This window comes from Bacteroides caecimuris (assembly GCF_001688725.2).
Lineage (GTDB): Bacteria > Bacteroidota > Bacteroidia > Bacteroidales > Bacteroidaceae > Bacteroides > Bacteroides caecimuris.
This window is the reverse complement of sequence record NZ_CP015401.2, coordinates 958,654-984,395: the sequence shown is the minus strand read 5'-3', so window position 1 is coordinate 984,395 and position 25,742 is coordinate 958,654. Positions and strand designations below refer to the sequence as shown.

Genomic DNA, 25,742 nt, shown 5'->3' with positions numbered 1-25,742 from the left:
TATCAATCCACTAAATTCCAAAGTAATGAACAACAAGAAGAAAAACGAGGGTCAGACCGACTTTTCCTACTACGGTCTGTACCTGCTGGACTATCTCAGAACAAACAGGTTTGAACAGGCGACCGACGAAGCCTTCATCCGTGAACGCGCCGACCGTGCCGCCGGAACGTATGAACGGGCAATGCTCGAAGGCTATCCTGCTGCTGGTGTGCAGGAACTGGCGATGCGCACGCTGCTGGAGGGACTTCGCTACTCCAAGTACGCCATCCTGCGCGAAGTCGTGGAAAACGAGTTTGCCGACGATGTGCCGGAAGCGGAGCGTGAATCCTTCCTGCAAAGGCTGCTGCCGCTTGTCGGAAACGTATTCTCCATTTATGACCTTGCGGACGACAATTTCGCCCTGTCGCCCGATTACGACCTGCTCTATACGGAGCTGACGGGGGCTGTCGTCCTTTATATCGACGAATATGGCGTTTAACCGCAAACAACGGCTGCGGGACAACATCGAGGCGATACGGACGGCATTCATCCTTGACAGGGAACGGAGAGCGGCAACCCCCGAAGAACGTGCGTTACTTCAAAAGTATTGCGGTTTCGGCGGGCTGAAATGTATCCTGAACCCGGCAAGGGAATTGACGGACGCCGTCCACTGGGCGAAATCCGACCTCGAACTGTTTGCCCCTACTGCGGAACTGCACAGGCTGGTACGCGGGAACAGCAAGGACGATACGCAGTACAAGCGGTATGTGGACTCGCTGAAAGCGTCCGTGCTGACAGCCTTCTACACCCCGAAAGAGATAACCGACACCATAGCCGATGTGCTGGCGGATTACGGTGTCCGTCCTGCCCGCGTGCTGGAACCGTCGGCGGGTGTCGGCGTGTTCGTGGACGCCGTGCTGCGGCACAGTCCCGACGCGGACGTGATGGCGTTTGAGAAAGACCTCCTCACGGGCACTATCCTGCGGCAGCTCCACCCCGACAAAAAGATGCGCATAGACGGTTTTGAGAAAATCGAAAAGCCGTTCAACAACTATTTCGACTTGGTGGTGTCCAACATCCCGTTCGGTGACATAGCCGTGTTCGACGCCGGGTTTCAAAGGAGCGAATCTTTCGGCAGGCGTTCGGCGCAAAAAGCCATCCACAACTATTTTTTCCTGAAAGGGCTGGACACAGTGCGCGACGGCGGCATCGTGGCGTTCATCACCTCGCAGGGGGTATTGAACAGCTCCAAGACCTCCGTACGCGACGAGCTGTTCCGTCAGGCGAATCTGGTATCGGCGATACGCCTGCCCAACAACCTGTTTTCGGACAATGCGGGGACAGAGGTGGGCAGCGACCTTATCGTACTGCAAAAGAACCTGCGCAAGACGGAACTGTCGCAGGACGAACGGCTGATGACCGTGATACAGACGGACACGAAGACAAACCTGACGGACAACGCCTATTTTGTCCACCATCCCGAACGGATCGTGCATACGTCCGCTAAGTTCGACACCGACCCTTACGGCAAGCCCGCTATGGTCTATACGCACGAGGGCAAGACGGCAGGCATCGCGGAGGACCTGCGCCATATGCTTGACGAGGACTGCCACATGAGGCTTGCCATGCGCCTGTATTCGGGCGCAATCGGGCAAGCGGGGGAGCGAAAAGCGGTTGCCGTTGAAACCAAGCCGGAACAGCCTGCCATGAAGCCGGAAGCGACAATTACGGCACGGACGGAAGAAGCCCGAACCGAAAAACCGCAACTGATAGAGGAAAAGCCGGAGATAGAGCCCCGCAAACCGAATTATCAGGCGGGCGTGCAGCTCTCCCTGCTCGACCTCTGGGGAATGACGGAGGAAGTCCGCAAGCCGGAATCCCCCAAGAAGAAAAAGGCGTCGAAAAAGGAAAGCACGGCAAAACGCGCCGTCCCCAAACCGAAACCGCAGGTTACCGCCGCGCCTCCCGTTGAAACCGTCAAGCCTGCAACCGGAAGCAAGGAGGCAAAGCCGGATAATATCGTCAAACAAAGCGACCCTGATGATATTTACGCCACGCTGGACTGGGACACCAATCCGCCCATCAACGGCTTCTACGAAACGATGATGAGCCTGACACCGGAGCGGCGCAAGGCTCTACGTCTTGAAGCGGAACGGCACAGACAGGAACAACTGAAAAAGTCGGGTGTCAAGGACACGCTGAATCCTGCCTTTGTGCCTTCATTTGATAACAAACCGGAGAAGGAAACGGCACAACAGACTGAAGCACAGCCGGAGGCAACTCCCATTCCCGTTACGGACAATAGCCCAAGTGAGCAGGCAACCACTTCACTTTTCCCTGAAATTGAACCGGAAAAGCCGAAGGAGGAAGCCCCCGACCTTACGCCGCGCCCCTACCACCGCACGCCGGAAATGCACCTGCGTGAAGGCTCGCTGGTGGCAAGCAGGGCACGCGACATCGGTTATCTGAAGGACATCACGCCCTACGGCGCGACATTCCATCCACTCGGACTAACGGGCTTCCAGAAGGAGAAGGCGTTGCTGTATGTGTCGCTCCGTGACGCATACGAGCGGCTGTACCGCTATGAAACGAACAGGCGCGAGGCAAATCCCGTGTGGCGTGAACACCTGAACACCTGCTACGACGAGTTTGTCATGCGCTACGGCAACCTCAACGCCAGACAGAACGTGAAGTTAGTGATGATGGATGCCGGAGGGCGCGACATCCTTTCGCTGGAACGTGCGGAGGACGGCAGGTTCGTCAAGGCGGACATTTTCGAGCGTCCCGTTTCCTTCTCTGTGGAGAGCCATGCCAACGTAAGCTCTCCCGAAGAGGCACTCTCCGCATCGCTCAACAAGTTCGGCACGGTCAATCTCGGCTATATGCGGGAGATAACCGACAGCACGGAGGAGGGACTGCTTGACGCCCTCAAAGGGCGCGTCTTCTACAACCCGCTCGTAACCGGTTACGAGATAAAGGACAGGTTCATCGCGGGGAACGTGATAGAGAAGGCGGAACGCATTGAGGCATGGATGGGCGGCAATCCCGAAAGTGAACGGCTGCCGGAGGTTAAGGAGGCGTTGGAGGCTTTGAAGGAAGCCGAGCCGCAGCGTATCGCCTTTGAGGACCTCGACTTCAACTTCGGGGAACGCTGGATTCCGACGGGCGTGTATGCCGCCTACATGAGCCACCTGTTCGACACGGACGTGAAAATCGCCTACTCCGCAAGCATGGATGAGTTTTCGGTGGCGTGCGGCTACCGCACCATGAAAATCACGGACGAGTTTTTAGTGAAGGGCTATTACCGGAACTATGACGGTATGCACCTGTTGAAACACGCCCTGCACAATACCTGTCCCGACATGATGAAGTCCATCGGCAAGGACGAACATGGCAATGACATCAAGGTGCGCGACAGCGAGGGCATACAGCTCGCCAACGCCAAGATCGATGAAATCCGCAACGGTTTTTCGGAATGGCTGGAAGAGCAGTCGCCGCAGTTCAAGGAACGGCTCACGACGATGTATAACCGCAAGTTCAATTGTTTCGTGCGCCCCAAGTATGACGGCTCGCACCAGACCTTCCCCGACCTCAACCTGAAGGGGCTGGCAAGCCGTGGAATCAGGAGCGTATATCCGTCGCAGATGGATTGCGTCTGGATGCTCAAACAGAACGGCGGGGGGATCTGCGACCACGAGGTGGGAACCGGTAAAACGCTGATAATGTGCATTGCAGCGCATGAAATGAAGCGTCTGAATCTGGCGCACAAGCCGATGATTATCGGGCTGAAAGCCAATGTCGCGGAGATTGCCGCCACCTATCAGGCGGCATATCCGAACGCGCGGATTCTCTACGCTTCGGAAAAGGACTTCTCGACCGCCAACCGCGTGCGCTTCTTCAACAACATCAAGAACAACGACTACGATTGCGTCATCATGTCGCACGACCAGTTCGGCAAGATTCCGCAGTCACCGGAGTTGCAGCAGCGCATCCTGCAAGCGGAGCTTGACACGGTGGAGGAAAACCTCGAAGTCCTGCGGCAGCAGGGCAAGAACGTGTCGCGGGCGATGCTGAAAGGACTGGAGAAGCGCAAGCACAACCTTGTGGCGAAACTGGAGAAGGTGGAACACGCCATCCAATCGCGTACAGATGACGTAGTGGACTTCAAGCAGACGGGCATCGACCATATCTTCATTGACGAGAGCCATTATCAGAATTTTTTAAGTTTTCCTATTTTATGAGATAATTGGCTGATATTTATAGATTTTAGTCTGATTTAGTTTGGATTATTTATGGATAGTTTTGTAAGAAAAAGAAGCACCATGCTTACAAGCATAGTGCCATATAATCTTAAAATAATACGAATTTAATGAATTATAAACATCTAAAAAGATGTAGTAAGTGAAATTTATCTTGACTTTGTACTATTGAAATACAAAGATTATTCTATACAATACTTATTATATGCGTCTTTATATATATTTCTCACTTCCTCTTGAAAAGCCGCCCTTCTATTATGTAATTCCATCAATTGGCCATTAATCTGCTGATAAATAATCCTGTGTGCCGGATTTGGAAGCAATGTTTCATCATATACATCTGTTTCAAAATCCTCTTCTTCTATAGCCGCATGAGCAAGATTTAATAAATCTTCCTTGGTCATATCGGTTACAACCATCCAGTTTTCGCCTCTTGTAAAATAGGCTTTCCGATCTTCAATTTTTAAGTGTTTCATAAATATCTTTCCTTTCTGAATAAGCTTGTTCACCAGCTTCTAAACTGTTCAACGTGATTTCGTAATTCTCAATGGTATTTCCTTTAACATCCCTTAGGGTTTGGGCTGTTGGGTAGCCGCTATAAATGTTGAAATGAACTCCATCTGCCTCTATCTTTTTTTCCGTATAAAGAATGTAATCTGGCTTTATAGAACCTCCTATTGTATTATTATGCGTAGAAATAATCACTGGCATATTCTCTGCCATTTCCTTAATAAACTTATTTACCTCGTTCTTCAAAAAGAGATTATCAAACGAAGACTCTGGTTCATCAATAATGAGAATGTCACATAGAATAGCATCTTTAATTTTCTGCAAGAAGTTAAACTCCGAACGTTCCCCACCGGATACAGGCAAGCCTGAAGAATTAAGTATTCTGTAATCTATGGCTGCAAACAACTTATAAATACGATTACTCTCAACGCCTGCCGCCTTTAATTCATCTAAATACTGAATAGGGTTCCCATACTTTGCAAAAGCGTTAGTAAGTGACACCTGTTTTAATCCGACAGTTTTCAAATCTGTAGCATTCACAAATGGGCGTGCGGACACACTGATTGTAAAATGTCCGGCCTTTTCCGTGCTAATAGTTCTGCTTTTCTTTATCGCTATAGCTACTTGGGCAAAAATTTCACGCTTTTTCTTATTGATGAAGTATTGGTATAAGTCTATATTGGGAATACGAGGTGCTGCAGATTTCAATTGTAGCGACTCCTTTACCATCTTGATTATGTTATTAACTTCTTTGAAATACAAGTTGGCAACGTTATCCTTCCGACATTGTTCTATCAATTCTTTTAAGAGTGACTTCAGTGAGGCTTCGGGCAAATGCTTATTGACAAGCGATTTGTAAAGCTGTGATTCTAATAAAGTCAGTGTTGCATTGATAAGTTTTTTAATCTCATCAAAACTTAGTTCTTTGAAATCGCTTTCATTAAACAGTTTTGACTTTGAGAAAACATCGTTAACATCGCTTTGCTGTGCTGAAGACATAACCGCTTCAAGGTACTTCTGCAATTTCATCTCATCCTCATCGGCTGAACAAGTTTTCAATACATCTGTTACTATAACGCTAAACTCGCGCAAGTAATCCTCTGCAGAATTTTCTTGTCTTACCTTCAAATCATTTTCAAACTGTTCAGAATCACTCCTACTAGTATTGAGCAGTTCAAATTGTTTAATGTATTTGGCCTTTCCTTCAAAACGGCTAGCAATGGCATTCAAGGTATGAGTTTTCCCTGTAGAACGTTTCCCAAACATAATATTAAGCCCCGTTGATAACATCTGTCCATTCGGGAATATCTGAAAAAGTTTAATTCCTTTTTCTGAGGTCAAAGTAACCTTTGTCTTATCCATTAGACAGAGTTTCAGTGTATTGACATTCACCTGATCAACATCAAAAAATGTATGGCTGACAGGATACTTATCTGGCGTAACACCTTTTTCTATTCTAAAGTCACTGAAATAGACAGGCGTAAGTTCTGTATCCTCCTTCTCCATATAAATAAATTTCTTGACGCTCGACACTTCACCTGCTATTATGTTTCTTCCCAATTTCTCGATGGTATCTTTATGAAGTTTTGGTTCTTTTTCATAATGTGGTATAAGTAAATATTTACTCAAATCTCCAAATATTCTAATGAATGTATCATAAGAAATATCATCATCCTTAGTTTTGATTAGATTTTTTACTTCTTCACATTTTGAATTAAAATCAAACAGCGTCCCGTCATCGTTATTCGCTATGACAAGAATATGCCCATTCTCCAAATCTACTTCAATACCGGGTAAAACAACTATTTGCGTCAATGCATCCTTGATTTCTTGATATTGTGCGTAGTCAAACAAGTTGTGATTTGTGATAGCAATTACATCCAATTTTGTTTTTGCAACATAATCCAACAAAACGTCTTTATCATAAGTAAACATCCTATCTGATACAGATGGCACTGTATGAATATGTAAATCACATCTTTTCATATATTTCTAATTTGTTAAATATATTTTCAAATGCTCAAAGAACAAATGGAAATCTGATTCCAAAATTACCAAATTATCCTGTATAACAGATGATTTTATAAAGATTTTGATATAGTGATGGCAAAAAAACACGATAAAATAGAATTAAAAACACTTCTAATTAGAAAAGTACAAGCAACACATATTTGTATTTTGAGATGATATAACAAAAAAGCATTTGCAGATAAATAATTCCAAACACTTTAACTTTGACACCTTTATTACCAACTGGGAGTATAACTGTATATTGCTATTTTTACATACAAAGTGGCTGTGTATCAATAAACTTTTGTATATTGACACACAGCTTTACTTTCAATTCGTCAAACTTATGTTGAGAATATTTTAGGCCTCATGTTTTATTATTTTTCCATTTCTTTGCCATATTCTTTTGACTCTCGTTTTCAAGCGTTTCCAAAGCTTTCTCTTCTTGTTCTGTAGTTATATCAAGATACGCCATTGTGGTTTGGATACACTCATGTCCAAGCAAATATGAAATTTGAGCTATGTTCATTCCATTTTCAAGCCAATGTGAAGCCTTGGCATGCCTGAATTGATGGGCATGTAAGTTCAATGGTACATCTTCACAAGTTTCATGAGCTATTAAGGCATATTTTTTCAGCATTTTGTTCACATTTTCGGCAGACATAGGAGCATATACTCCTTTGCTTTTTGAATAAAAGATTAGTGCATCCATATCATTATATTTCGGATGGTATTTCTTGAGGTATCTCTTTAAACATTGCACTGGTTGAGACAAAAGAGGAAGTGGGCGTTTCTTTCTCCCTTTTCCTATGACAATCATGTGAGGTTTAGTACAATCCATGACGATATTACTAATCTTCAATGTAAGGAGTTCATTAACACGTATAGCTGTAGAGTACAAAAGTAGCATCAATGTGAAATCACGAAAACCTGTTGCCGTTCTTTGATTTGGGACAGACAATATGGCTTTAACAGCCTTTTTGCTTAAGCCAATAACTTTTCTTTTAGGCGTTTTCTCATTGGGAATGTTCTCAGCTTGTAGAAATACGGCCATATAAGTCATATCTCTGTCCGCTACATATTTCAAGAAGGCACGTAAGGCTGACAACCTTACATTGCATGTTGCAAGGGTACAATTCCTATCGCTTTTCATCCAAATAATCCATTCCATGATATATTTCCTACAGAAGCACTCTGCATTCAATGTTTCCGGTAAAATGCCTTTCACTTTCTTAAGAAACTCAGCATAGAGTGTCACTGAAATTTTATAGTTTCTTTTCGTGTGAGGGCTACAAGCTTTTATTGAGGGCACATAGTACTCAAGCCACTCATGTAAATAACTAGCAATCTGTATTGCTTGTAAGTTAATCTTCTTTTTCATCTGTCTCTAATATTAATGATTGTTCTATTTCGCTATCGGCATATGCTATTATATCAGAAATCGCAGGGGTCAAAGAATAGTAAGCCAATGTGCTTTCCATTTGTCTGTGTCCCATGCTCTTGCTTAGAGCTAATAACTTGTCGTGTACTGCAAATCCTTGGTGCGTCCAGCTGTTTATGTTCTCTATGGCGTAGTTGTGCCTCAGTTCGTATGGGATCGCGTGGGATGAATTGCAGCTTTGCCACAGCACCCTGAAGTGGTACGTTACCCATACAGGAGGGTGCGGCTTGTCATCCGGTGTCGGGAAAAACACCCTGCGGTTCGGAGTCAGCCCATCTATTTTTCCGTCATAAATACGCATCAGGGGCAACATTGTGTCATGGAGGACTACATAATGTTGGTCATACCCTTTGCCGCGCTTGATGGATACCACGCCGTTTTCAAGGTTTACGTCATCGCGTTCCAGCAGGACGGCCTCGGTTGTCCTTATTCCTGAACTATACAGTAAGCGGAAGAACACCGGCAGTGTCATGCGCTGGATAGCCGCGAGTCTGCCACGCCTTGGCTTTATGTTGTCGCAAGCGTCAAAGAAGCGTTTCAATTCATCGTGTGTAAAAGGATGCGGCGTATAAGTTCTCGGTACAGACCTTGGCACTTGCGGCAAGTCAATTTTCGTCATTCCACGCTTTTTCATGTACTTGATGAAGTCCGAAACAGGATAGACACGTGACACGCAAGAGTTTGTGCATTCAGTCGGACGTTGCCTACACCACCTGTCAACGATTTCTTGGGTAAGTTCGGTTTGCTCTGGATATTCCCTTACGCAAAAATGGTCGAACTGTATTATGTTCTTGATATAGCTATAACTGTAACGCCCGGAAGCCTTGCGGTATTTTACATATCCTTCTATAGCTTTGGATAGGAATGAAATTGTCTTCATACGTCAAACACCCCCTTTCCTATGGGAAAGTGTTCTATACTCAATGAACATTCCTTCAGCCTCTTGAATTCCGCACTAAGGTAACGGTCAAGAGAATCTGGGGACGCATGACCGAGGGTGGCACTTATGACAGGTTGCTGCACACCGCCTTGCAACAGAGTCGTCGCCACATTATGGCGGAATAGGTGCAGACTTTTTCTCTCATTTTTACCTTGTCTTATTCCTGCTTTGCACATGACTTTTGAGCATATGGCATCGAGATTGCTTGTATGAAGCCTTCTGTATGGCACGTGTACTGTGAGAAAAACATATGGTTCCGAACTTCGGGGACGTTCTTTGAGCAGGTAATCAAATACAGCGTTTCCTACCACGGCACGGAGTGGCAATGTCAGTGGCTGTCCGGTCTTTACCTGAGTGATTTTTATCAGGTCGTGTTCCCAATCGAAACTGTTAAGCGTGAGTGCAGAGATATCACACCCACGCAATCCCGTGTACATGGCCAAGGTTATGATGGCTTTGTCCTGTAGGGATATTGTGCCATCGTATTCTAAAGTATGCCTGATAGCAGTAAGCTCTTGATCCGTAAGGTATTGAATATTCTTCCGCATGTTGGGTATAGCCGGCAGATATGCGATTATACGTTCAACGGATTTGCCATAGTGGGGCAAACAGGCTTTCAGTCCATATTCCACCGAATATTTGAGCGAATGGCCCATATTCGGTTTTCCGTCTTTGGAAAATACTTCCAATACCGCATTTCCTGTTATTGACTCTAATGAGTACACTCCCATTTCCTGTAGCCGGAAGAAGAACGAAGATAGTGCATACTTCACATTCGTTGAAAATTTGCAACATCTACCTACCGTGTTGAAAGCCATGTCTGTTACATCCTTGTATTCTGCGCAGAGCAACTCGTAGTGGTGCGGTTTACTATAGTGTTTACGACCATCGGGTAATAATCCATTCTCGATATATTGGCAGATTACACGTAACAGGCGTACCTTGTTCCTATAAGTATACTTGTTGGACCACAATACTTTTAGTGTCGGTTCAACGTCGGTGAGACTCTGCCATTTGTAATGGTTAGCATTTCCTGATAGCCACTCAGCCATTTTCTTCACATAGTCTATGTACATGGCTGAATAACCGGTGTCTTGCAAATAAGAAACAAGACCATTGACTTTTTCATTTAGATTAAATATGTCCATAATCGCATTTTGTTTGAAAGTTATTACAATTATAGACGTAATATAATCAGAACTATCTACTGTGCAAAATAAATGATTACTAAATAATTAAGTAATTTAACAGGAAACTTATAAAAGTTCTGATAATGCGATAAATCCGAAATTTTGGATTTGAGCCATCAATTCAAGAACTTGACTTTCAATACCCGGCATGACCGCGTGGCGGGATTGGGTAATAGTGAAGGAAGCCAGAAAGCCCTGAATATGCTCTTTGCCATACGCACCATACAGGAGCGCACGGGCAAGGACTTGGGGGCTACGTTCCTCTCTGGCACGACCATCAGCAACTCGCTGACGGAACTGTACCTGCTCTTCAAATATCTGCGTCCGAAGGAATTGGAACGGCAGGATATTCGGTGCTTCGACGCATGGGCGGCGATTTTCGCCAAAAAGACGACCGACTTCGAGTTCAACGTGACGAACAACGTGGTGCAGAAGGAGCGTTTCCGCTACTTCATCAAAGTGCCGGAACTTGCCGCCTTCTACAACGAGATCACCGATTACCGCACGGCGGAAGACGTGGGTGTGGACCGTCCGCACAAGAACGAGATACTTCACAACATACCGCCTACGCCCGACCAAGAATATTTCATCAAACAACTGATGGAATTTGCGAAGACGGGCGACGCGACGTTGCTGGGCCGAATGCCGCTGTCTGAAACGGAGGAGAAGGCAAAGATGCTTATCGCCACCGACTATGCACGAAAGATGGCTTTGGATATGCGCATGATAGACCCCAATTACGAGGACCACCCCGACAACAAGGCGAGCCACTGCGCCAAGATGATAGCGGAGTATTACCACAAATATGACGCGCACAAGGGAACGCAGTTCGTCTTCTCGGATCTGGGCACGTACCAGCCGGGCGACGGGTGGAACGTGTACAGCGAGATAAAGCGGAAGCTGACGGAGGACTACGGCATACCGGCAAGCGAGGTGCGCTTCATTCAGGAGTGCAAGACCGACAAGGCGCGCAAGGCGGTGATAGACGCCATGAACGCCGGAACGGTACGCGTGCTGTTCGGCTCCACAAGTATGCTCGGAACAGGCGTGAACGCGCAGAAAAGGTGTGTGGCTATCCATCACCTTGATACGCCGTGGGTGCGACATGAAGTCGCATAGATAATTGTTGGAATGATACTTACGGGTATCAGCTTTAACCCGCTGTTCCGTCAGCGGTAGCCTACCACCGATGCACCTTAATAGTTGTATTAAGCGGTTGGGACAAAGTACACTTTCGCAAGACAAGACAGAACCGTGAGGGGAAGTCAAGTACGGTTAGTATCATACCGTAGAGTGGCGAGGCTGGATAGTATGGTTAGCGCAAGCGAACTGTTAGTAAACTTCGTAATGTCACGAAAGAGTGTAAGATACTGGTACACTCTACCCAAAAGGGAAGCGGTCGGTTAATCCTTTCCATGGTAGGATTACACGGATATAAGCACCGCCGGAGGATGAGACAGAACCTAACCTATCCGTTAGTTATCTATGTGGAACATGGTAAGCCTGTATATCTCCTGCCATGTAAAAATGGCAGGTAAGCTGACAGCAATGAAAGCCGAATGGTGTGCAGGTATAAGATAACAGAAAAAGCGAATGCCGTTCTGTAATGGAACGGATACGGATTGAACCGACATCACGGGCTGATGTAGGCGACATCATCCGACACGAAAGTGGGCAGACTTCTGTGGCGACACTCGGTAGGCAAAACAAACCGAATGTTGCCAAATGGTGATTCTTTACAATAGACTTTTAGAACTTTTTTAAAGTAGGAATGCAAATGAACGATAAAATCAAAGAAAAACTCCTCGACCAATCGTGTGCACCGACTGATAACTTGCAAACGAATTGGGACAGGATAGACTGGACCAAAGCGGAGCAGGCTGTTAAGAAGCTTCAAGCTCGCATTGTAAAGGCTCAGAAGGAAGGCAGAACGGGCAAGCTTCAAGCCTTGCAGTGGACGCTGACCCACTCTTTTTACGCAAAAGCCTTAGCCGTAAAGAGAGTTACTTCTAACGGAGGTGGTAGCACCCCCGGGGTGGACATGGAAACATGGGAGAAACCCGAAGCAAAAACACAAGCGATAAGTGAGCTCAAACGCAGAGGCTACCTGCCGAAGCCATTGAGAAGAGTCCACATCAAAAAGAGTAATGGCAAACTGCGACCGTTGGGAATACCGACAATGAAAGACAGAGCCATGCAAGCACTTTACCTCATGGCATTGGAACCAGTGTCGGAAACAACAGCCGACACACGTTCGTACGGTTTCCGCAAGGAACGTCGCTGTATGGATGCGGTACAGCAATGTCATAACATTCTCCGGAAAGGCTATTCTCCCGAATGGATTTTGGAGGGTGACATAAAGGGGTGCTTCGACCATATCAGCCATGAATGGTTGCTTGCCAACATCCCTATGGACAAAGCAATACTCCGAAAATGGTTGAAATGCGGCTATATCTTCAACAAACAGATGTTCCCGACAGAGGAGGGAACGCCACAAGGTGGCATTATCTCTCCCACGCTTGCCAATATGACATTGGACGGATTGCAGAAAGTCCTTGCAGAGAAATATAAACGAGTTAGAATAAAAGGCAAGTTATATTCGCCAATGGTGAATCTTGTCCGCTATGCTGATGACTTTATAATTACCTGCGAGAACCGTGAAACACTTGAAAAAGAAATCAAGCCATTGGTAGCCGACTTTATGTCTGAAAGAGGTTTGACCTTATCCGAAGAAAAGACGGTGATAACCAACATTCGTGACGGTTTCGATTTCCTCGGTTTCAATATTCGCAAATACGGCAATGAAATATTGACAAAGCCGACTAAGAAAGCCGAAAAACGCTTTATGGAAAATATCCGTAAGGTTACAAAAGGTCATAAGGGTTGCAAGCAGGAATCATTAATCAGAATGTTGAATGCTAAAATCCGAGGATGGGGAGCATATTATCAGCATGGGGCGACACGTGATTCTTTTCACAGAATCGACCATCAGATATTTCTCGCCTTGTGGCAATGGGCTAAACGCCGTCATTCCAAGAAAGGAAAACGGTGGATAAAAGACCGTTATTGGCACAATATCCGAGGGAACAGCTGGACTTTTGCGGCTAAGTTCAAGAAATCAAACGGCAAGGAAGACCAACTCACTTTGCTGAAACTGGCATCTTCGTTTCCTTTCCTGCAATATACGCAGATAAAAGGGGATATGAATCCGTTTGACGCAGACTGCCGCCTGTACTTCAATAAAAGAATGAAGTCAAAGATGCTTGTGACACTGAAAGGACGTAAGTCCCTGCTTTACCTATGGGAAAAGCAAGGGCGGAAATGTCCGATATGTGGTGAACCGATTGACACGTATAAGGCATGGAACGTAATGCCAACCGTCCAAGACGGACGGAAATGCAATCTGTTGGTTCATGATGAATGCTTCAAATTATCCCGTAAATCCAATGGAAACAAGAAGTAGTGTGAGCCGGTCTCTGCACACGAACAGAGACTTAGAAAAGCTTGAGCCGTATGAGGGGAAACCCTCATGTACGGTTCTGAGGGGGGAAGAGGGCAGTAATGCCCTTGACCTACCCGATCGACCGTCCGACCTGCAACAGCGTGACGGACGAGGAGTTAGAGCCGGGAACGAGATTGCCAAGCATTTTGCCGGGAACAACGTGGATGTCATCATCTACGCCGTGGAGAAGTCGTTGGACAGCTACAAGTTCAACCTGCTGCACTGCAAGCAGACGTTCATATCGCAGCTCAAAAGCGGGGCTATGGGCGCACGTACCATCGACGAGGGAGCTATGGACGAGAAATCGGGCATGAACTTCTCGGAATACATGGCACTGCTCTCCGGCAATACCGATCTGCTCGACAAAGCGAAGTTAGAGAAGCGAATTGCCTCGCTCGAAGGGGAACGCAAGTCGTTCAACAAGGGCAAGCGTGATTCGGAGTTCAAGCTGGAAGCCAAAACGGGAGAACTGCGTAACAACACGGCGGTCATAGAAGCCATGACGGAGGACTGGAACCGTTTTCTTTCTGTTGTGCAGACCGACAAGGAAGGCAACCGCCTGAATACAGTCAAGGTGGATGGCATGGATTCTACCGATGAAAAGGTTATCGGAAAGCGTTTGCAGGAAATCGCCAAGAACGCCACGACGGGTGGATTGTACAAGCCTGTCGGAGAACTTTACGGTTTTCCGATAAAGGTGGTCAGCGAGAGGATACTTAAAGAGGGGCTGGAGTTTACCGACAACCGCTTTGTGGTGGAGGGAAACTACAAGTACACCTACAACAACGGGCATCTGGCGATGGCTGACCCGGTAGCCGCCGCACGCAATTTTCTGAACGCGCTGGAGAAGATACCCTCCACCATCGACCAGTACAAGGCAAAGAACGAGGTGCTGGAAAAGGAGATTCCGCAGTTGCAGGAGATAGCGGGCAAGGTGTGGAAGAAGGAGGACGAGCTGAAACAGCTGAAGTCCGAACTTGCCGCGCTTGACCGCAAGATCCAGCTGGAACTTGCACCGCCAACGCCGGAAGTCGCCGAAAAGGAGAACGACGGGCAGGAGATCAAGCCGGTTTCGGAAGGTGTACGGAACTTGCCGTCACAGCATACCGAGGAAGCTCCCCGGATTCGCAACCCAATGAATGAACGAAGTCCATCGGGCAATGAAATTGCCGACCGTGTCATCATCGGACGTCCGGGTTTTCAGTTAAAGAATGAAAACCGCCCGAAAGGGATAAAGATATGACCCATGCCATTACAGACCGACCGCACTGTTATGCAGACGCGGTCGGTCTATCTATCTGAATATGGAAGATTCTTCAGCGTTTCTTACCTGTATCTCAAGATAATGTCCTATCTTTGGAAGATAAATATCAATCAATTTAATTTTATCATGATAACCAACCGTGAAGAAGTGCTTGAAAACGCACTGCGCGTTTTCGCCAAGATGAATTATGAGAAGGCAAGTCAGGTAGAGATCGGAAAAGCCTGCGGGCTGACGAAAGCCGGGCTTGTGTATTATTATCCGATAAAGCTGGACCTTTTCGTGGCGGTTATAGATAAATACGTGTTCGGGATGCAGTCGGTGGCAAACAAGTTCCGGTTCAAGGCTGCCACCCTGTCGGAATTTATCGAACAATATATAAAAGGTGTGGAACAGACCATGCGGAAACTTATATCGCTTCTTGATGACGGCAACAATCCGGCAGGATGCAGCTTCAATTTCTATTATTACCATCTTATGATGCAGGTTCGGCTTTATTATCCGGATGTGGAGGAAAAGATAGCAGGCATGTTCCGGCAGGACTACGAGTTTTGGAGAGCCGCCATACAGTCGGCAAAGGACACAGGGGAGATACGGCAGGATGTGGACATCGAGGACACAGCCATGCTGTTCCGGCAGGTGTTTTTCGGTCTGTCCTTTGAGCAGTCTTTTTTGAGGGGGCTTGACATACAACGGCTTGCAAGGGAACTGCGCTTCGTCTATTCGCTGTTAAAAGCCTGAAATGTTAAAATTCGAGCGGTTTTGTGTTTTCAGCCGCTTTTTTATGTGTTAAAAACAAACCGATTGGTTTGTTTTTCGGATTATTTCGCTAATTTTGGGGTCATGGAATCTATAGCCGGGAAATTATGGATAAGATACTAAAACAACGTGGCAGCATCGTCCTGCATAAAGACAGGTACAACGGTGAGGAGTGCATCCGGGTGGACTACGCGGACAGCCAAGCCATAACCCTGCTGCTGGCACAGGACACCGACGTGGCTGCGGTCGTTGACGGCTCCGGCTACATCCCTGCCGCCGTTTTCCGGCTGCCTGATTTCTACGACCGCTATTCTCCGCATGCCTACATCGATTACAGCCGGGTTTACGTGCGGCATCCCAAACCTAAGCGTGAATACACACTGCCGAAAGGCTACCTCGAACTGCTGGAACAAAAGCGTTACAGCCCCTCGACCGTCAAAACATACCGTGCCTATTTCAGTGACTTCATGGAATATCACAAGGGACGGAACATCGACCGTCTGAAGGTTGCCGACATCAACCGCTACATACTCTACCTTGTGAACGAGAAGAAAATCTCGGTGTCGCAACAGAATATGCGCATCAACGCCATCAAGTTCTACTACGAGCAGGTGAAAGGCGGCAAACGGCAATACTACGGCGGTATCACCCGTGCCAAAGAGTACAAGAGCCTGCCCGAAGTGTTGAGCCGCAACGAGGTGCGGCGCATTCTTTCATGCCTTGCAAACCGCAAGCATCGCTGTATGATTTCGTTGATTTATTCCGCAGGATTGAGAAGGAGCGAGTTGCTTAACCTCACTCCGCAGGATATTATGAGCGAACGTATGCTGATTCGCATTATGGGCAAGGGCAAAAAATGCCGCTACTCGCTGCTGTCGGAGAAGGTATTGTGCGAACTTCGGGAATATTTCAAGGAATATCGCCCGCAAAAATGGCTGTTCGAGGGAGAAACACCCGGAGAGCAATATTCGGCAAGTGCATTGGTGAAAGTGTTGAAGGAAGCCGCCGATCGAGCCGGCATCAAGCACCGGGTACACGTACACATGCTGCGGCACTCTTTCGCCACCCATTTACTGGAGCAGGGTACGGACCTGAGAACCATACAGGAGCTTTTGGGACACAACGACATCAAGACTACGAGCATCTACCTTCATGTTACAAGTGCCCACAAGTCGAGCATACCGAATCCGCTTGATTCATTGGACGATTCATGAATGTTGTTCCGTCATTATTATAGTGAGAGCAAGAAAGAATAGATTACGGCAATGTTTGATATGATACATCAATAAATGAAAAAAGAGGTCAGATACATAACAAGAAAGTCAATCAGGAACATACAAATCTGTTGTATATGGATGTATGTATTTTTTTCGGGAGTTCGAGTGTACGCCTCGACTACCGCAGACTCCGTGTATTTCCACATAAAGGCAGACACAATACGGGAAATCCGTGCGGGACAAGTGGTGGAACTGACGTATGCTTTGGTCAATTCCCAGTTCGACACGGCTTCTTATCCGGTATTCAATGACAACATTGAAGTGGTGAGTGGTCCGAAACAACATAAATGTAGCAGTTACACACTTGTGGACGGAGTGGGAAGCAAGAGTGATGAAACCTGTTTCAGCTATCTTGTGCGGTTCAGGAAAAGCGGCGAGATTCAGCTCCCTGCCGCATCTGTAACGGTAGGGAACCGTACCTATACCACTCCTGAATGTCGAGTGCATGTAAATTCTGCCGGAGTGGACAGAAAAAGATTGAAATGCAGTTTGAATGTGGAGCAACTGGTCGGAGATTACGTGAGATACTGTGCCACCCTTACCTGCAATACTCATCCCGATCAGAATCCTCCGTTGTTGTCAATTAACGGGGAAACAACCCGTCCAAGCAGCACATCCTATTCAGGTTCAGAAGGCAAGGAAGAATATGTTTATCGGTATTATTTTAACAGTGAAGGCTATAAAGTAGCTTGCGAGAAACTGACCTTTGGAGGGAAAGCATATAAACTCCGACCACGAAAGTGCAAAAAGAGGCATTAACAAAAGGTGCAGCTATTAGAGATTAGGAAACACACCTGTCGGGTGTCGTTTACCACAATAAACAGCACCTACGGGTGATCTTACAAATACATTAATAACAACTTAAAGATGAACATAAAAAACAAGATATACCATATAGCCTATTTTCTCCTATTTGGAATAATAGTGGGTATTTTAAGGTGGTCTATATGTATAGTAGATACAAATGGAACAATGGATTTCACCCCATTTCTACAAACGTTCTTGTTGATAGTCGCATTGTTATTGTTTGTAATCTTAGATATTATTTTGCATAAAATAGCCTTGAGAGCGATTTCGATTACCATTCTATTGTGTTTCAATATATGGTCATATATCTACTATTTCAAAATGGAAGAATTGCAAGAATATTGGAGTGGACTTAAATATTCACCTTATGACGCATATCTTCCGCCCAATATTGATGATTTCATTTTTGTATGGTTGGCGAGCCAAATTCTTGTTTTTTATTTATTCTTGACAATATGTATTTCATATCTATTGAAAAGAAAAGAGTTATTAACGAAGCAGGATAACGGACAAGCCGTTCCCTGCTAACCATTAGCAACAAAAAAAATAACAAATATGGCGATTGACGGTACAAACATATTGGAAAGTGATTTAGGCATAGATGTTCAAAATGAAATATTGGACAGATATGATAGCGGACAGTCGGCAGATGAAATTAAATCGTATCTAAAAAATGGATTACAAAATATATCATCTTCACTTGATTTAGAAATTTATATTTCTACTGCTTGTCTTACGCTTTGGGAAATAGGGCTTTTGGACGATTATTTTGTAAAACTGCTTAAAGCTATCGTGGAAAACGGAGCTGATAGAACTTGGGCTGAAATAGATAAAACCGCTATTTCGCAAAGAAATATTGCACTCCAAAAGTTACTCAAAAAGGTAAGCGCACCCATTTTGAAAGTACGTAAGCCGAAAAAGCATAAAATACTTGTAAACAGTCTTTTTACAAAGGGAGAAGTAATTGCCTTTCAAATTGATAACAAGTATCGCTGTTTCATCTTTGAAGATTTTTATCAATATAGGAAAGATGCTTATTATGCTTTTGTTCCTACTACTTACAATGACTATCTAAAGCCAACAATAGATACGATTTTGATAGAAGAAGTTCCTGTAACAAAAACTAATGTTATGGGAAGTTTTGGTGTACGCAAGTTATCTCTATATTATACGGATATAGAGAAGTTGAAAGATAATTTTATATCAATCGGACATTTAAGTATTGATTTGGAGATTGAACAATTAGGTTTCAACCGTCAAATAACAAGTGTTAATAGTTTGGGCGAACTGGAGTATCAAATCAATGATATTCTTGAAGGAAATAAAATTGAACTCTATGCTTGTTATGAACTAAAGTAAAGTTGCTAACAAACCGGGATAACGCTAAACAGCGTTCCCCGCTAAACCATTAGTGATATTGTTAAAATATGAAGTTATTATCAAAAGAAATGTTTGCAAGTGAAATAAGGCAATATGTACATCATGACAATTATGATGCTATAGAAATTGCCCAATACGCCTTTTTATGCTATTCTGATTATATAATTACAGATGAAAAGTTGAAAGAGGTCGTCTATGAAATAATGATGATGGATGCTGATTCATGCATGGAAATGGATAGAATCGAGCTTGTCAATTACATAGAAAATATGCTTTGTATTAAAATATAAAATATCACTAACACGCACCTCAATCGCCAGAAATGGCGATTAGCTGCCAAACATTATATGTAACAGTATGGAATATCACGATAAAGAAATAACATCAATTGCATACCAAAAAGATGATGCAACACTAATCTTTACTATATCAAACATTCGTTTGGTTTGTAAAGGTGTTGAATGGTGGGAATTATCTTCTTTTGATATTCAAAATGTTATATTTGAACTCAATATCTTCACGAACGCCAACATACCAGCCTATCTGATTGGCGAGTATAGTTGGGTGAAGAATTATCAATCAAAAGATACTTTGAAGTTCATTCATATAGATTCATCTGTTGGTATGAATGGAATGATAGTAGCCAGTGATATTCAAGAAATACATATAACGACGAAAGATAGCATCTGACGATGCTCCTTTCTAACCATTAGTGATATTGTTAAAATATGAAGTTATTATCAAAAGAAATGTTTGCAAGTGAAATAAGGCAATATGTACATCATGACAATTATGATGCTATAGAAATTGCCCAATACGCCTTTTTATGCTATTCTGATTATATAATTACAGATGAAAAGTTGAAAGAGGTCGTCTATGAAATAATGATGATGGATGCTGATTCATGCATGGAAATGGATAGAATCGAGCTTGTCAATTACATAGAAAATATGCTTTGTATTAAAATATAAAATATCACTAACACGCACCTCAATCGCCAGAAATGGCGATTAGCTGCCAAACATTAGCAACAATATAATCAACAAATATGGAACGAATAAGAATAACATCGGATTCTCCGGGATACATCAAGGTCTCAGACATAAGCAATGATTTGAAAGATTTTTCGGGAATTATAGAAACGAAATATAGTGAAATAGACTTTGTTTTCTTGTTTTGTTTTAGGGCATTATATTCCACAGTAGGTATTAGGTCGAAAGTGAGATATGAAAAAGATGTAAATTGGTTGGGTATGGATTTAATAATGCCACTGGATGAATTTAATCCATACAAAGATAATGTATCTATGCAGCGAAGAATAATGGGAAAACACTTCTTTCCATTTTTCTCTGCTAATATACATAAATACATATATAAACTCCCCGTTCTCAAATCAGTAGAAAAAGAATTAGTAGAGGATATGCGGTTATTCCTTATCGAAAATTTATGGCTACCAAACGAAAACGGACAATATAAACTATCTGTAATAGAAACTTCATCTTATGAACATTGTATAAAGTTATTTGGCAATCCGAAAGAGAAAAGATTTGCAGACAATGAGCAAGGTATTAAAGTTCAAGATTTAACTTGGATAATAGACGATTCTAAAAACGAATTGTCCGCAACATATTTGTTGATTGATAAAAAATGGCAATTACAAAAATATCAGGTGAGAATTAAAGAGGTTGCTAACAACGCAGGATAACGGCAAGCCGTTCCCTGCTAACCATTAATATTAAAAGGAAACACTATGATACCTGATAAATTGAAAGATGATTTTAATTCATTGAGAAATATGTTTGATGAATTGAAAAGAGAAATTGATAAGAATGTTGTAAGGGAAGAGAATTACAAAGGTGAGTTCTACGAAATATCCCCTTATTCTTATCAAAGAAACAGGTTTAAGCAAGGGAAAATAGTTGGAAATGTAACTTCTCTCAAAACAACTAATAACCTATTTACTTATTATTTCGATGTAAAAAATCAAATTATAGAAATCCGAGAGGGCTTGGAACTTAAAAATCAATTCTATTACACCTTTTTCATTTATGAAAAGGAACTTATGAAAACTATTGCATATGATAATAGCAAACGTATTGTGAATGTCCGATATTATCAATATGGAAGTAATGGTAAAATAGAGAAAATGTATTCAAAGGGTTCTCGTGGAAGTAGAGAAGAAACATATTTTTATGAAAATGACCGCCTACAAAAAATAGTTATAAGACAATTTGATAGAAATGATATTGAACAGGATACGTTACAACATTCATTTGATTATAAACCTAATGGAGAATTAAAATCTATTATTCTTTCGACAGAATTATATTCTGAAACAATCTATCAGGAAACATAAATTTAATATTAACAAGACGGGATAACGGACTAACGCCGTTCCCCGTCAAACCATTACCGATAAAACAGAAAATATACAGTCATGAATAAAACTCCTTTTAAAGATTTTGACTTTTCCAGTTTTTGGGATAATAATGAATATGCCCAAAAATATTATATAGGGACAACACCTACTGATGAAGAAGTTAAAGATATTGAAAATGAATTGGGATATAAATTGCCCCAATCTTATATTGCGCTGATAAAACAATGTAATGGTGGAGAACCTGTCAATACATGTTTTCCAACTTAAATCCCGACTTCTTGGGCAAATAACCATATAACAATAAGTGGAATTATGGGAATAGATAAAGATAAACCTTATTCTCTTTGCGGAGAAATGGGAAATCGTTTTTGGATTGATGAATGGGGCTATCCAACCATTGGAATAGCGATATGCACCACTCCTTCTGCCGGACATGATATGATATTCTTGGATTATCGCAAATGTGGTTTAGCAGGAGAACCAAGTGTTGTCCATATTGATGAAGAAAACGATTATAAGATTACTACGCTTGCAGCATGTTTTGAGGAGTTTATTCGTGGGCTTGTTAATTCAAAAGACTTTGAAAGTTAAACCATCGGTAACAAAGCGTGCTAACGCTTGACAGCGTTCCCCGCTTAGCCATTAGCTACGAACGAAAAAAATAGAAGTCATGAAACAGGAAATTATAAACCGAATAAAGCAATTAGGCGGTAATGTCACCAATGTAAAAGGAACGTCTTTATCCGAAGACTTGTGTGCTATAACTTTTAATACCGCATTGTATAAAAAGCCGGAAGATACGCCTTGGCTATCTGCCGAAGACACAGAACCGATTGAAGGTTTGGGCGATTGGGTGGATGAAAATACTGAATTGTTCAATTCTGACAGAGAGGCATTCTATAAGAAAATGGTAGATGCCTACTATACATTGAATGAAGAACCTCGCAGGCAATTATTTTGGGTTGCCAAACCTTTTACACCGTTTCAAGAAGGGACAAAAGATTTTGAAGAATGGAATGATTGGTTTTCAGATGATGCAGAGTTGGGCGAAATCATTCAACATTCAACCTGTGCCACTCCCGCCTTTATAGGATTGCTTTATACGGATAGTTATCCCAATTACTATTACATCTGTTTATCAGACCTCAATCCAGAGAATCCGATTGTCTGGAGTACAGACCATGAGGTGTTTTTCACAGATGTTACTAATGAGGGAGCATTAGAAGACTTTCTAAACAAGTTCATGACTAAAGAGGAGTTTGTAGATATTGTAAAACGAAAACTGGAACAATAAGGAACGTAGCTAACAAGCACCTGTTCCGCCTAAACGGCGGCAAGCTGCAAACCATTATATGTAACAGTATGGAATATCACGATAAAGAAATAACATCAATCGCATACCAAAAAGATGATGCAACACTAATCTTTACTATATCAAACATTCGTTTGGTTTGTAAAGGTGTTGAATGGTGGGAATTATCTTCTTTTGATATTCAAAATGTTATATTTGAACTCAATATCTTCACGAACGCCAACATACCAGCCTATCTGATTGGCGAGTATAGTTGGGTGAAGAATTATCAATCAAAAGATACTTTGAAGTTCATTCATATAGATTCATCTGTTGGTATGAATGGAATGATAGTAGCCAGTGATATTCAAGAAATACATATAACGACGAAAGATAGCATCTGACGATGCTCCTTTCTAACCATTACTAACAATTTAGAGCAACAGATATGATAAGCAACGAAGATGACAGAGTTATTACGGACTTAGCAGCAGGAAAGATAACGCTTGATGAGTTCTATAAACGCTTTTCCATTGATTTGTTGTCTAATCCACACTCTTTGAGAGAGATGTGGAAGATGGCTATACAAGAAAAAGATAAAGAAACGATGCAGAATGTATTATATGTGGAATGCTATTTATATTGTGATAAATATGGTCCTTGGCGTCCAGACGATTATTATATTGAGGATATACGCCGATTAATGAAAGAATATTGGCATGAACAGCATGAAGAACTCTTGGACATATTAATAGCTGTTCGTGATGATAAAAAGGATGAAAGGCTTTATATTGATGTCCTGCATACGACTTTTCCCTATTACGAAGACCAAGAAGCGGAAGAAACTTTTATGGTTCCTATATGGACTAAGTGTATTTGGAAATTGGCATCAATCGGTACGCCCACAGCTATAAAAAGCGTAAAAGAATTGAAAAACTCCCCCTATGAATATATCAGAAATACTGTTGAACAACAATATGAATTACATGGGTGGAATAAATAGTTAGTAACGAGCCAAGATAGCTGCTAAACGCAGTTCCTTGTCAAGCCATTAGCAAAAACAGAAAGTCTATGAACAAAGAATACTATGTATTAGAAGTTGAGGACACAAGTTCTGCGGAGTTTACAAAGAACTATTGGAAAAAGCAGCCGAAATTCTCTTTGAGAGAATATATCAAAGAATACGGTGCATATCCGGAACAAGTTCCTGACTTAAATCTTGAAATTAGGATTTATGATGATGTGGAATTTAATAGGTTGAATGATTTTATTTTCAGCCCGATAGAGCATTTGTGTATATCCGAAAAAGCCAAAAACATCATAGAACTTTGTTCTTTACCCGAACATCGTTTTTTTAATGTAGATGTTTATATGCCTAAAAAGAGGAATAAGGTAGATGCCAACTATTACGCTCTACATTACGACTTTACCTATATTCAAAATGATATATTAGGAATGATTGATTATGAAAAATCTAATATTCGGATAAAAACAAATGCAGGAGAATATCTCTTAGTCAGAGATAGAAAAGATGTAGAGAACTTGCCTATACATAACAAAACTATATCGGAAATGATAAGTAAGTTGTCTGAAACGGCAAAGCTAAGAGAAAAAAATCAAAAACAAATATCTACTTTATCTGAGGAGTATTGGAATTTTGAACAAGTTGATACGATATATTTTAATCGTTCTTTTGATTTTTCAATGGATTTGTTTCAAATACCCTACTTTTCATGGATGATTTATATATCTGACAAACTAAAAGAGGAACTTGAACGAAATCGCATTACAGGAATAACATTTTCAATTCCGGGTAATAAACAGTATCTTGTTCATAGACCTAACCCAATATTAGAATGGGTATAATATTTTGCTAACAAGGTCGAGCCAACAGCTAAACGCTGTTCCTCACCAAACCATTATAAACAGTAATGTAAAATATGAAACAGAAAATATACCATATCATTATCTTTTTACTCTTTTGGTTTTGTGGAGTAGCCTATTCTCAAAATCCCAAAGCGGATATTTTGCAGCAAGACCTTTCAGGTTTGTTTGACAATTTAAGCATGATTGGCATATTAGGAGAAGATTGTAGCCGAATTGATATCCATATTACCGAAGTTCGGAAAATGGATAGTAGAGAATATGAGATAAAGGGTATCAGTCGTACCCGATTATCCGTAATCTGTCCGTTTAAGGGAAAGGTTTGTGTAGATAGCATTTCTTCCTGTTCCCAAATGATAAAAAGTGAATATACGGAATTGGACGGTTTCATATACGGGCATTACTCGTTTGCGGAATACGGAGATAAACGATATAGCGGTACATTCTCCGGTTCTTTCAAGCAGGGGTATCAGATGAGCGGACAACAAATAGAGAAAGGACGGAATGAAATAGCAGAACTGAAATTGAACTTATCTGAATATCGGGGTAAGTGGAAATCCGTAAAGGGACTGACAAAAGTCTGTTCTTGGGCAGATGAGATTATACCCGATACTCCTGCAAATTTCTACTTGTTTGATGATGCAGGCGAATGGGTTGTATCACCGAAATATCGTAAGAATGGTTGGGAAAATCTATATAATGCCTATCACAATGAAAATCTGACAACGGATGAGATACAAAAGGCTCGTGAGGTGGAAGAACAGGAATGGTGGGTAAATAAAAGCCAATCATGCAAAGTAAATTGAGTTTATAACAAAGCGTGATAACGCCTACCAGCGTTCCACGCTATCCCATTAATAACAATAGTGCGA

Annotated in this window: 22 protein-coding genes and 5 pseudogenes; 22 read left to right on the top strand and 5 right to left on the bottom strand. The window is 42.7% G+C overall.

All coding sequences use genetic code 11. The features are described 5' to 3' along the window. Nucleotides 1–25 precede the first annotated feature (25 nt). The 3 genes and pseudogenes from A4V03_RS03930 to A4V03_RS03925 all read left to right on the top strand — a co-directional run. Nucleotides 26–478, top strand: a complete 453-nt coding sequence (locus A4V03_RS03930) for a DUF1896 family protein (protein ID WP_065538040.1) — start codon at nucleotides 26–28, stop codon at nucleotides 476–478. After that, nucleotides 468–1,644 (top strand): annotated as a pseudogene (locus A4V03_RS21745) (N-6 DNA methylase); the annotation flags it as partial. The gene A4V03_RS03930 and the pseudogene A4V03_RS21745, both read left to right, overlap by 11 nt. Before the next feature lie 77 nt (nucleotides 1,645–1,721). Continuing rightward, nucleotides 1,722–4,208 (top strand): annotated as a pseudogene (locus A4V03_RS03925) (DNA methylase); the annotation flags it as partial. 212 nt (nucleotides 4,209–4,420) lie between these two features. On the opposite strand, the gene A4V03_RS03920 reads toward A4V03_RS03925, so the two are convergent. The 5 genes from A4V03_RS03920 to A4V03_RS03900 all read right to left on the bottom strand — a co-directional run bounded on the left by A4V03_RS03920 (nucleotide 4,421) and on the right by A4V03_RS03900 (nucleotide 10,287). After that, nucleotides 4,421–4,714: a hypothetical protein gene (locus tag A4V03_RS03920; RefSeq protein ID WP_008640392.1), complete on the bottom strand. Its 294-nt coding sequence runs from the start codon at nucleotides 4,712–4,714 to the stop codon at nucleotides 4,421–4,423. Then, nucleotides 4,695–6,734 carry a phosphotransferase gene (locus tag A4V03_RS03915; RefSeq protein ID WP_065538039.1) on the bottom strand — a complete coding sequence of 680 codons (2,040 nt, stop codon included), beginning with the start codon at nucleotides 6,732–6,734 and terminating at the stop codon, nucleotides 4,695–4,697. Before A4V03_RS03915 ends, A4V03_RS03920 begins: the two co-directional genes overlap by 20 nt. 391 nt (nucleotides 6,735–7,125) lie before the next feature. Further along, a complete protein-coding gene (locus A4V03_RS03910) occupies nucleotides 7,126–8,139 on the bottom strand; it encodes a tyrosine-type recombinase/integrase (protein WP_055256750.1) in 1,014 nt (337 codons plus the stop codon). Next, entirely contained in the window at nucleotides 8,123–9,079 is a 957-nt protein-coding gene (locus A4V03_RS03905) for a tyrosine-type recombinase/integrase (RefSeq protein WP_008640396.1), read from the bottom strand. Before A4V03_RS03905 ends, A4V03_RS03910 begins: the two co-directional genes overlap by 17 nt. Next, entirely contained in the window at nucleotides 9,076–10,287 is a 1,212-nt protein-coding gene (locus tag A4V03_RS03900; protein ID WP_008640397.1) for a tyrosine-type recombinase/integrase, read from the bottom strand. The genes A4V03_RS03905 and A4V03_RS03900 overlap by 4 nt, the downstream gene beginning before the upstream one ends. A gap of 144 nt (nucleotides 10,288–10,431) precedes the next feature. Between A4V03_RS03900 and A4V03_RS03895 the strand changes: the two are divergent. The 19 genes and pseudogenes from A4V03_RS03895 to A4V03_RS03805 form a co-directional block, all read left to right on the top strand. Beyond that, a pseudogene (locus A4V03_RS03895) lies at nucleotides 10,432–11,427 on the top strand (DNA methylase); the annotation flags it as partial. 508 nt (nucleotides 11,428–11,935) lie between these two features. Then, entirely contained in the window at nucleotides 11,936–12,061 is a 126-nt protein-coding gene (locus tag A4V03_RS21430; RefSeq protein ID WP_255202460.1) for a hypothetical protein, read from the top strand. 45 nt (nucleotides 12,062–12,106) lie between these two features. Further along, nucleotides 12,107–13,792 (top strand): group II intron reverse transcriptase/maturase, encoded by a 1,686-nt coding sequence (gene ltrA / locus A4V03_RS03890; protein ID WP_065540272.1) that lies wholly within the window; start codon nucleotides 12,107–12,109, stop codon nucleotides 13,790–13,792. Between the two features lie 103 nt (nucleotides 13,793–13,895). Continuing rightward, nucleotides 13,896–15,074: pseudogene (locus A4V03_RS03885) on the top strand (DNA methylase); the annotation flags it as partial. Between the two features lie 147 nt (nucleotides 15,075–15,221). Continuing rightward, entirely contained in the window at nucleotides 15,222–15,833 is a 612-nt protein-coding gene (locus tag A4V03_RS03880) for a TetR/AcrR family transcriptional regulator (RefSeq protein ID WP_065540271.1), read from the top strand. A 125-nt stretch (nucleotides 15,834–15,958) separates the two neighbouring features. Further along, nucleotides 15,959–17,065: a tyrosine-type recombinase/integrase gene (locus A4V03_RS03875; RefSeq protein ID WP_065538037.1), complete on the top strand. Its 1,107-nt coding sequence runs from the start codon at nucleotides 15,959–15,961 to the stop codon at nucleotides 17,063–17,065. Between the two features lie 141 nt (nucleotides 17,066–17,206). Next, on the top strand, nucleotides 17,207–17,887 hold the full coding sequence (locus A4V03_RS03870) for a BatD family protein (protein WP_065538036.1): 681 nt from the start codon (nucleotides 17,207–17,209) through the stop codon (nucleotides 17,885–17,887). Between the two features lie 603 nt (nucleotides 17,888–18,490). Next, on the top strand, nucleotides 18,491–19,294 hold the full coding sequence (locus tag A4V03_RS03860) for a hypothetical protein (protein WP_065538026.1): 804 nt from the start codon (nucleotides 18,491–18,493) through the stop codon (nucleotides 19,292–19,294). Nucleotides 19,295–19,362: 68 nt separating this feature from the next. Next, nucleotides 19,363–19,605 (top strand): hypothetical protein, encoded by a 243-nt coding sequence (locus tag A4V03_RS03855; protein ID WP_065538035.1) that lies wholly within the window; start codon nucleotides 19,363–19,365, stop codon nucleotides 19,603–19,605. A 67-nt stretch (nucleotides 19,606–19,672) separates the two neighbouring features. Further along, the gene (locus tag A4V03_RS03850; protein ID WP_065538022.1) at nucleotides 19,673–20,005 is read left to right on the top strand and encodes a hypothetical protein; all 333 of its coding nucleotides are present in this window, start codon (nucleotides 19,673–19,675) and stop codon (nucleotides 20,003–20,005) included. Between the two features lie 38 nt (nucleotides 20,006–20,043). Further along, complete coding sequence (locus A4V03_RS03845; protein ID WP_065538035.1) at nucleotides 20,044–20,286, top strand: hypothetical protein; 243 nt, start codon at nucleotides 20,044–20,046, stop codon at nucleotides 20,284–20,286. A gap of 77 nt (nucleotides 20,287–20,363) precedes the next feature. After that, nucleotides 20,364–21,020 carry a hypothetical protein gene (locus A4V03_RS03840; RefSeq protein ID WP_065538034.1) on the top strand — a complete coding sequence of 219 codons (657 nt, stop codon included), beginning with the start codon at nucleotides 20,364–20,366 and terminating at the stop codon, nucleotides 21,018–21,020. A gap of 45 nt (nucleotides 21,021–21,065) precedes the next feature. Next, the gene (locus tag A4V03_RS03835; RefSeq protein WP_065538033.1) at nucleotides 21,066–21,671 is read left to right on the top strand and encodes a hypothetical protein; all 606 of its coding nucleotides are present in this window, start codon (nucleotides 21,066–21,068) and stop codon (nucleotides 21,669–21,671) included. A gap of 81 nt (nucleotides 21,672–21,752) precedes the next feature. Further along, a pseudogene (locus tag A4V03_RS03830) lies at nucleotides 21,753–22,286 on the top strand (SMI1/KNR4 family protein). 79 nt (nucleotides 22,287–22,365) lie between these two features. Further along, a complete protein-coding gene (locus A4V03_RS03825) occupies nucleotides 22,366–22,989 on the top strand; it encodes a hypothetical protein (RefSeq protein WP_065538032.1) in 624 nt (207 codons plus the stop codon). 68 nt (nucleotides 22,990–23,057) lie between these two features. Then, the gene (locus A4V03_RS03820) at nucleotides 23,058–23,390 is read left to right on the top strand and encodes a hypothetical protein (RefSeq protein WP_065538022.1); all 333 of its coding nucleotides are present in this window, start codon (nucleotides 23,058–23,060) and stop codon (nucleotides 23,388–23,390) included. 44 nt (nucleotides 23,391–23,434) lie between these two features. Beyond that, complete coding sequence (locus A4V03_RS03815) at nucleotides 23,435–23,989, top strand: hypothetical protein (protein WP_065538031.1); 555 nt, start codon at nucleotides 23,435–23,437, stop codon at nucleotides 23,987–23,989. Nucleotides 23,990–24,057: 68 nt separating this feature from the next. Next, on the top strand, nucleotides 24,058–24,852 hold the full coding sequence (locus A4V03_RS03810; protein WP_065538030.1) for a hypothetical protein: 795 nt from the start codon (nucleotides 24,058–24,060) through the stop codon (nucleotides 24,850–24,852). A 74-nt stretch (nucleotides 24,853–24,926) separates the two neighbouring features. After that, nucleotides 24,927–25,676 carry a hypothetical protein gene (locus tag A4V03_RS03805; protein ID WP_065538029.1) on the top strand — a complete coding sequence of 250 codons (750 nt, stop codon included), beginning with the start codon at nucleotides 24,927–24,929 and terminating at the stop codon, nucleotides 25,674–25,676. Nucleotides 25,677–25,742 lie beyond the last annotated feature (66 nt).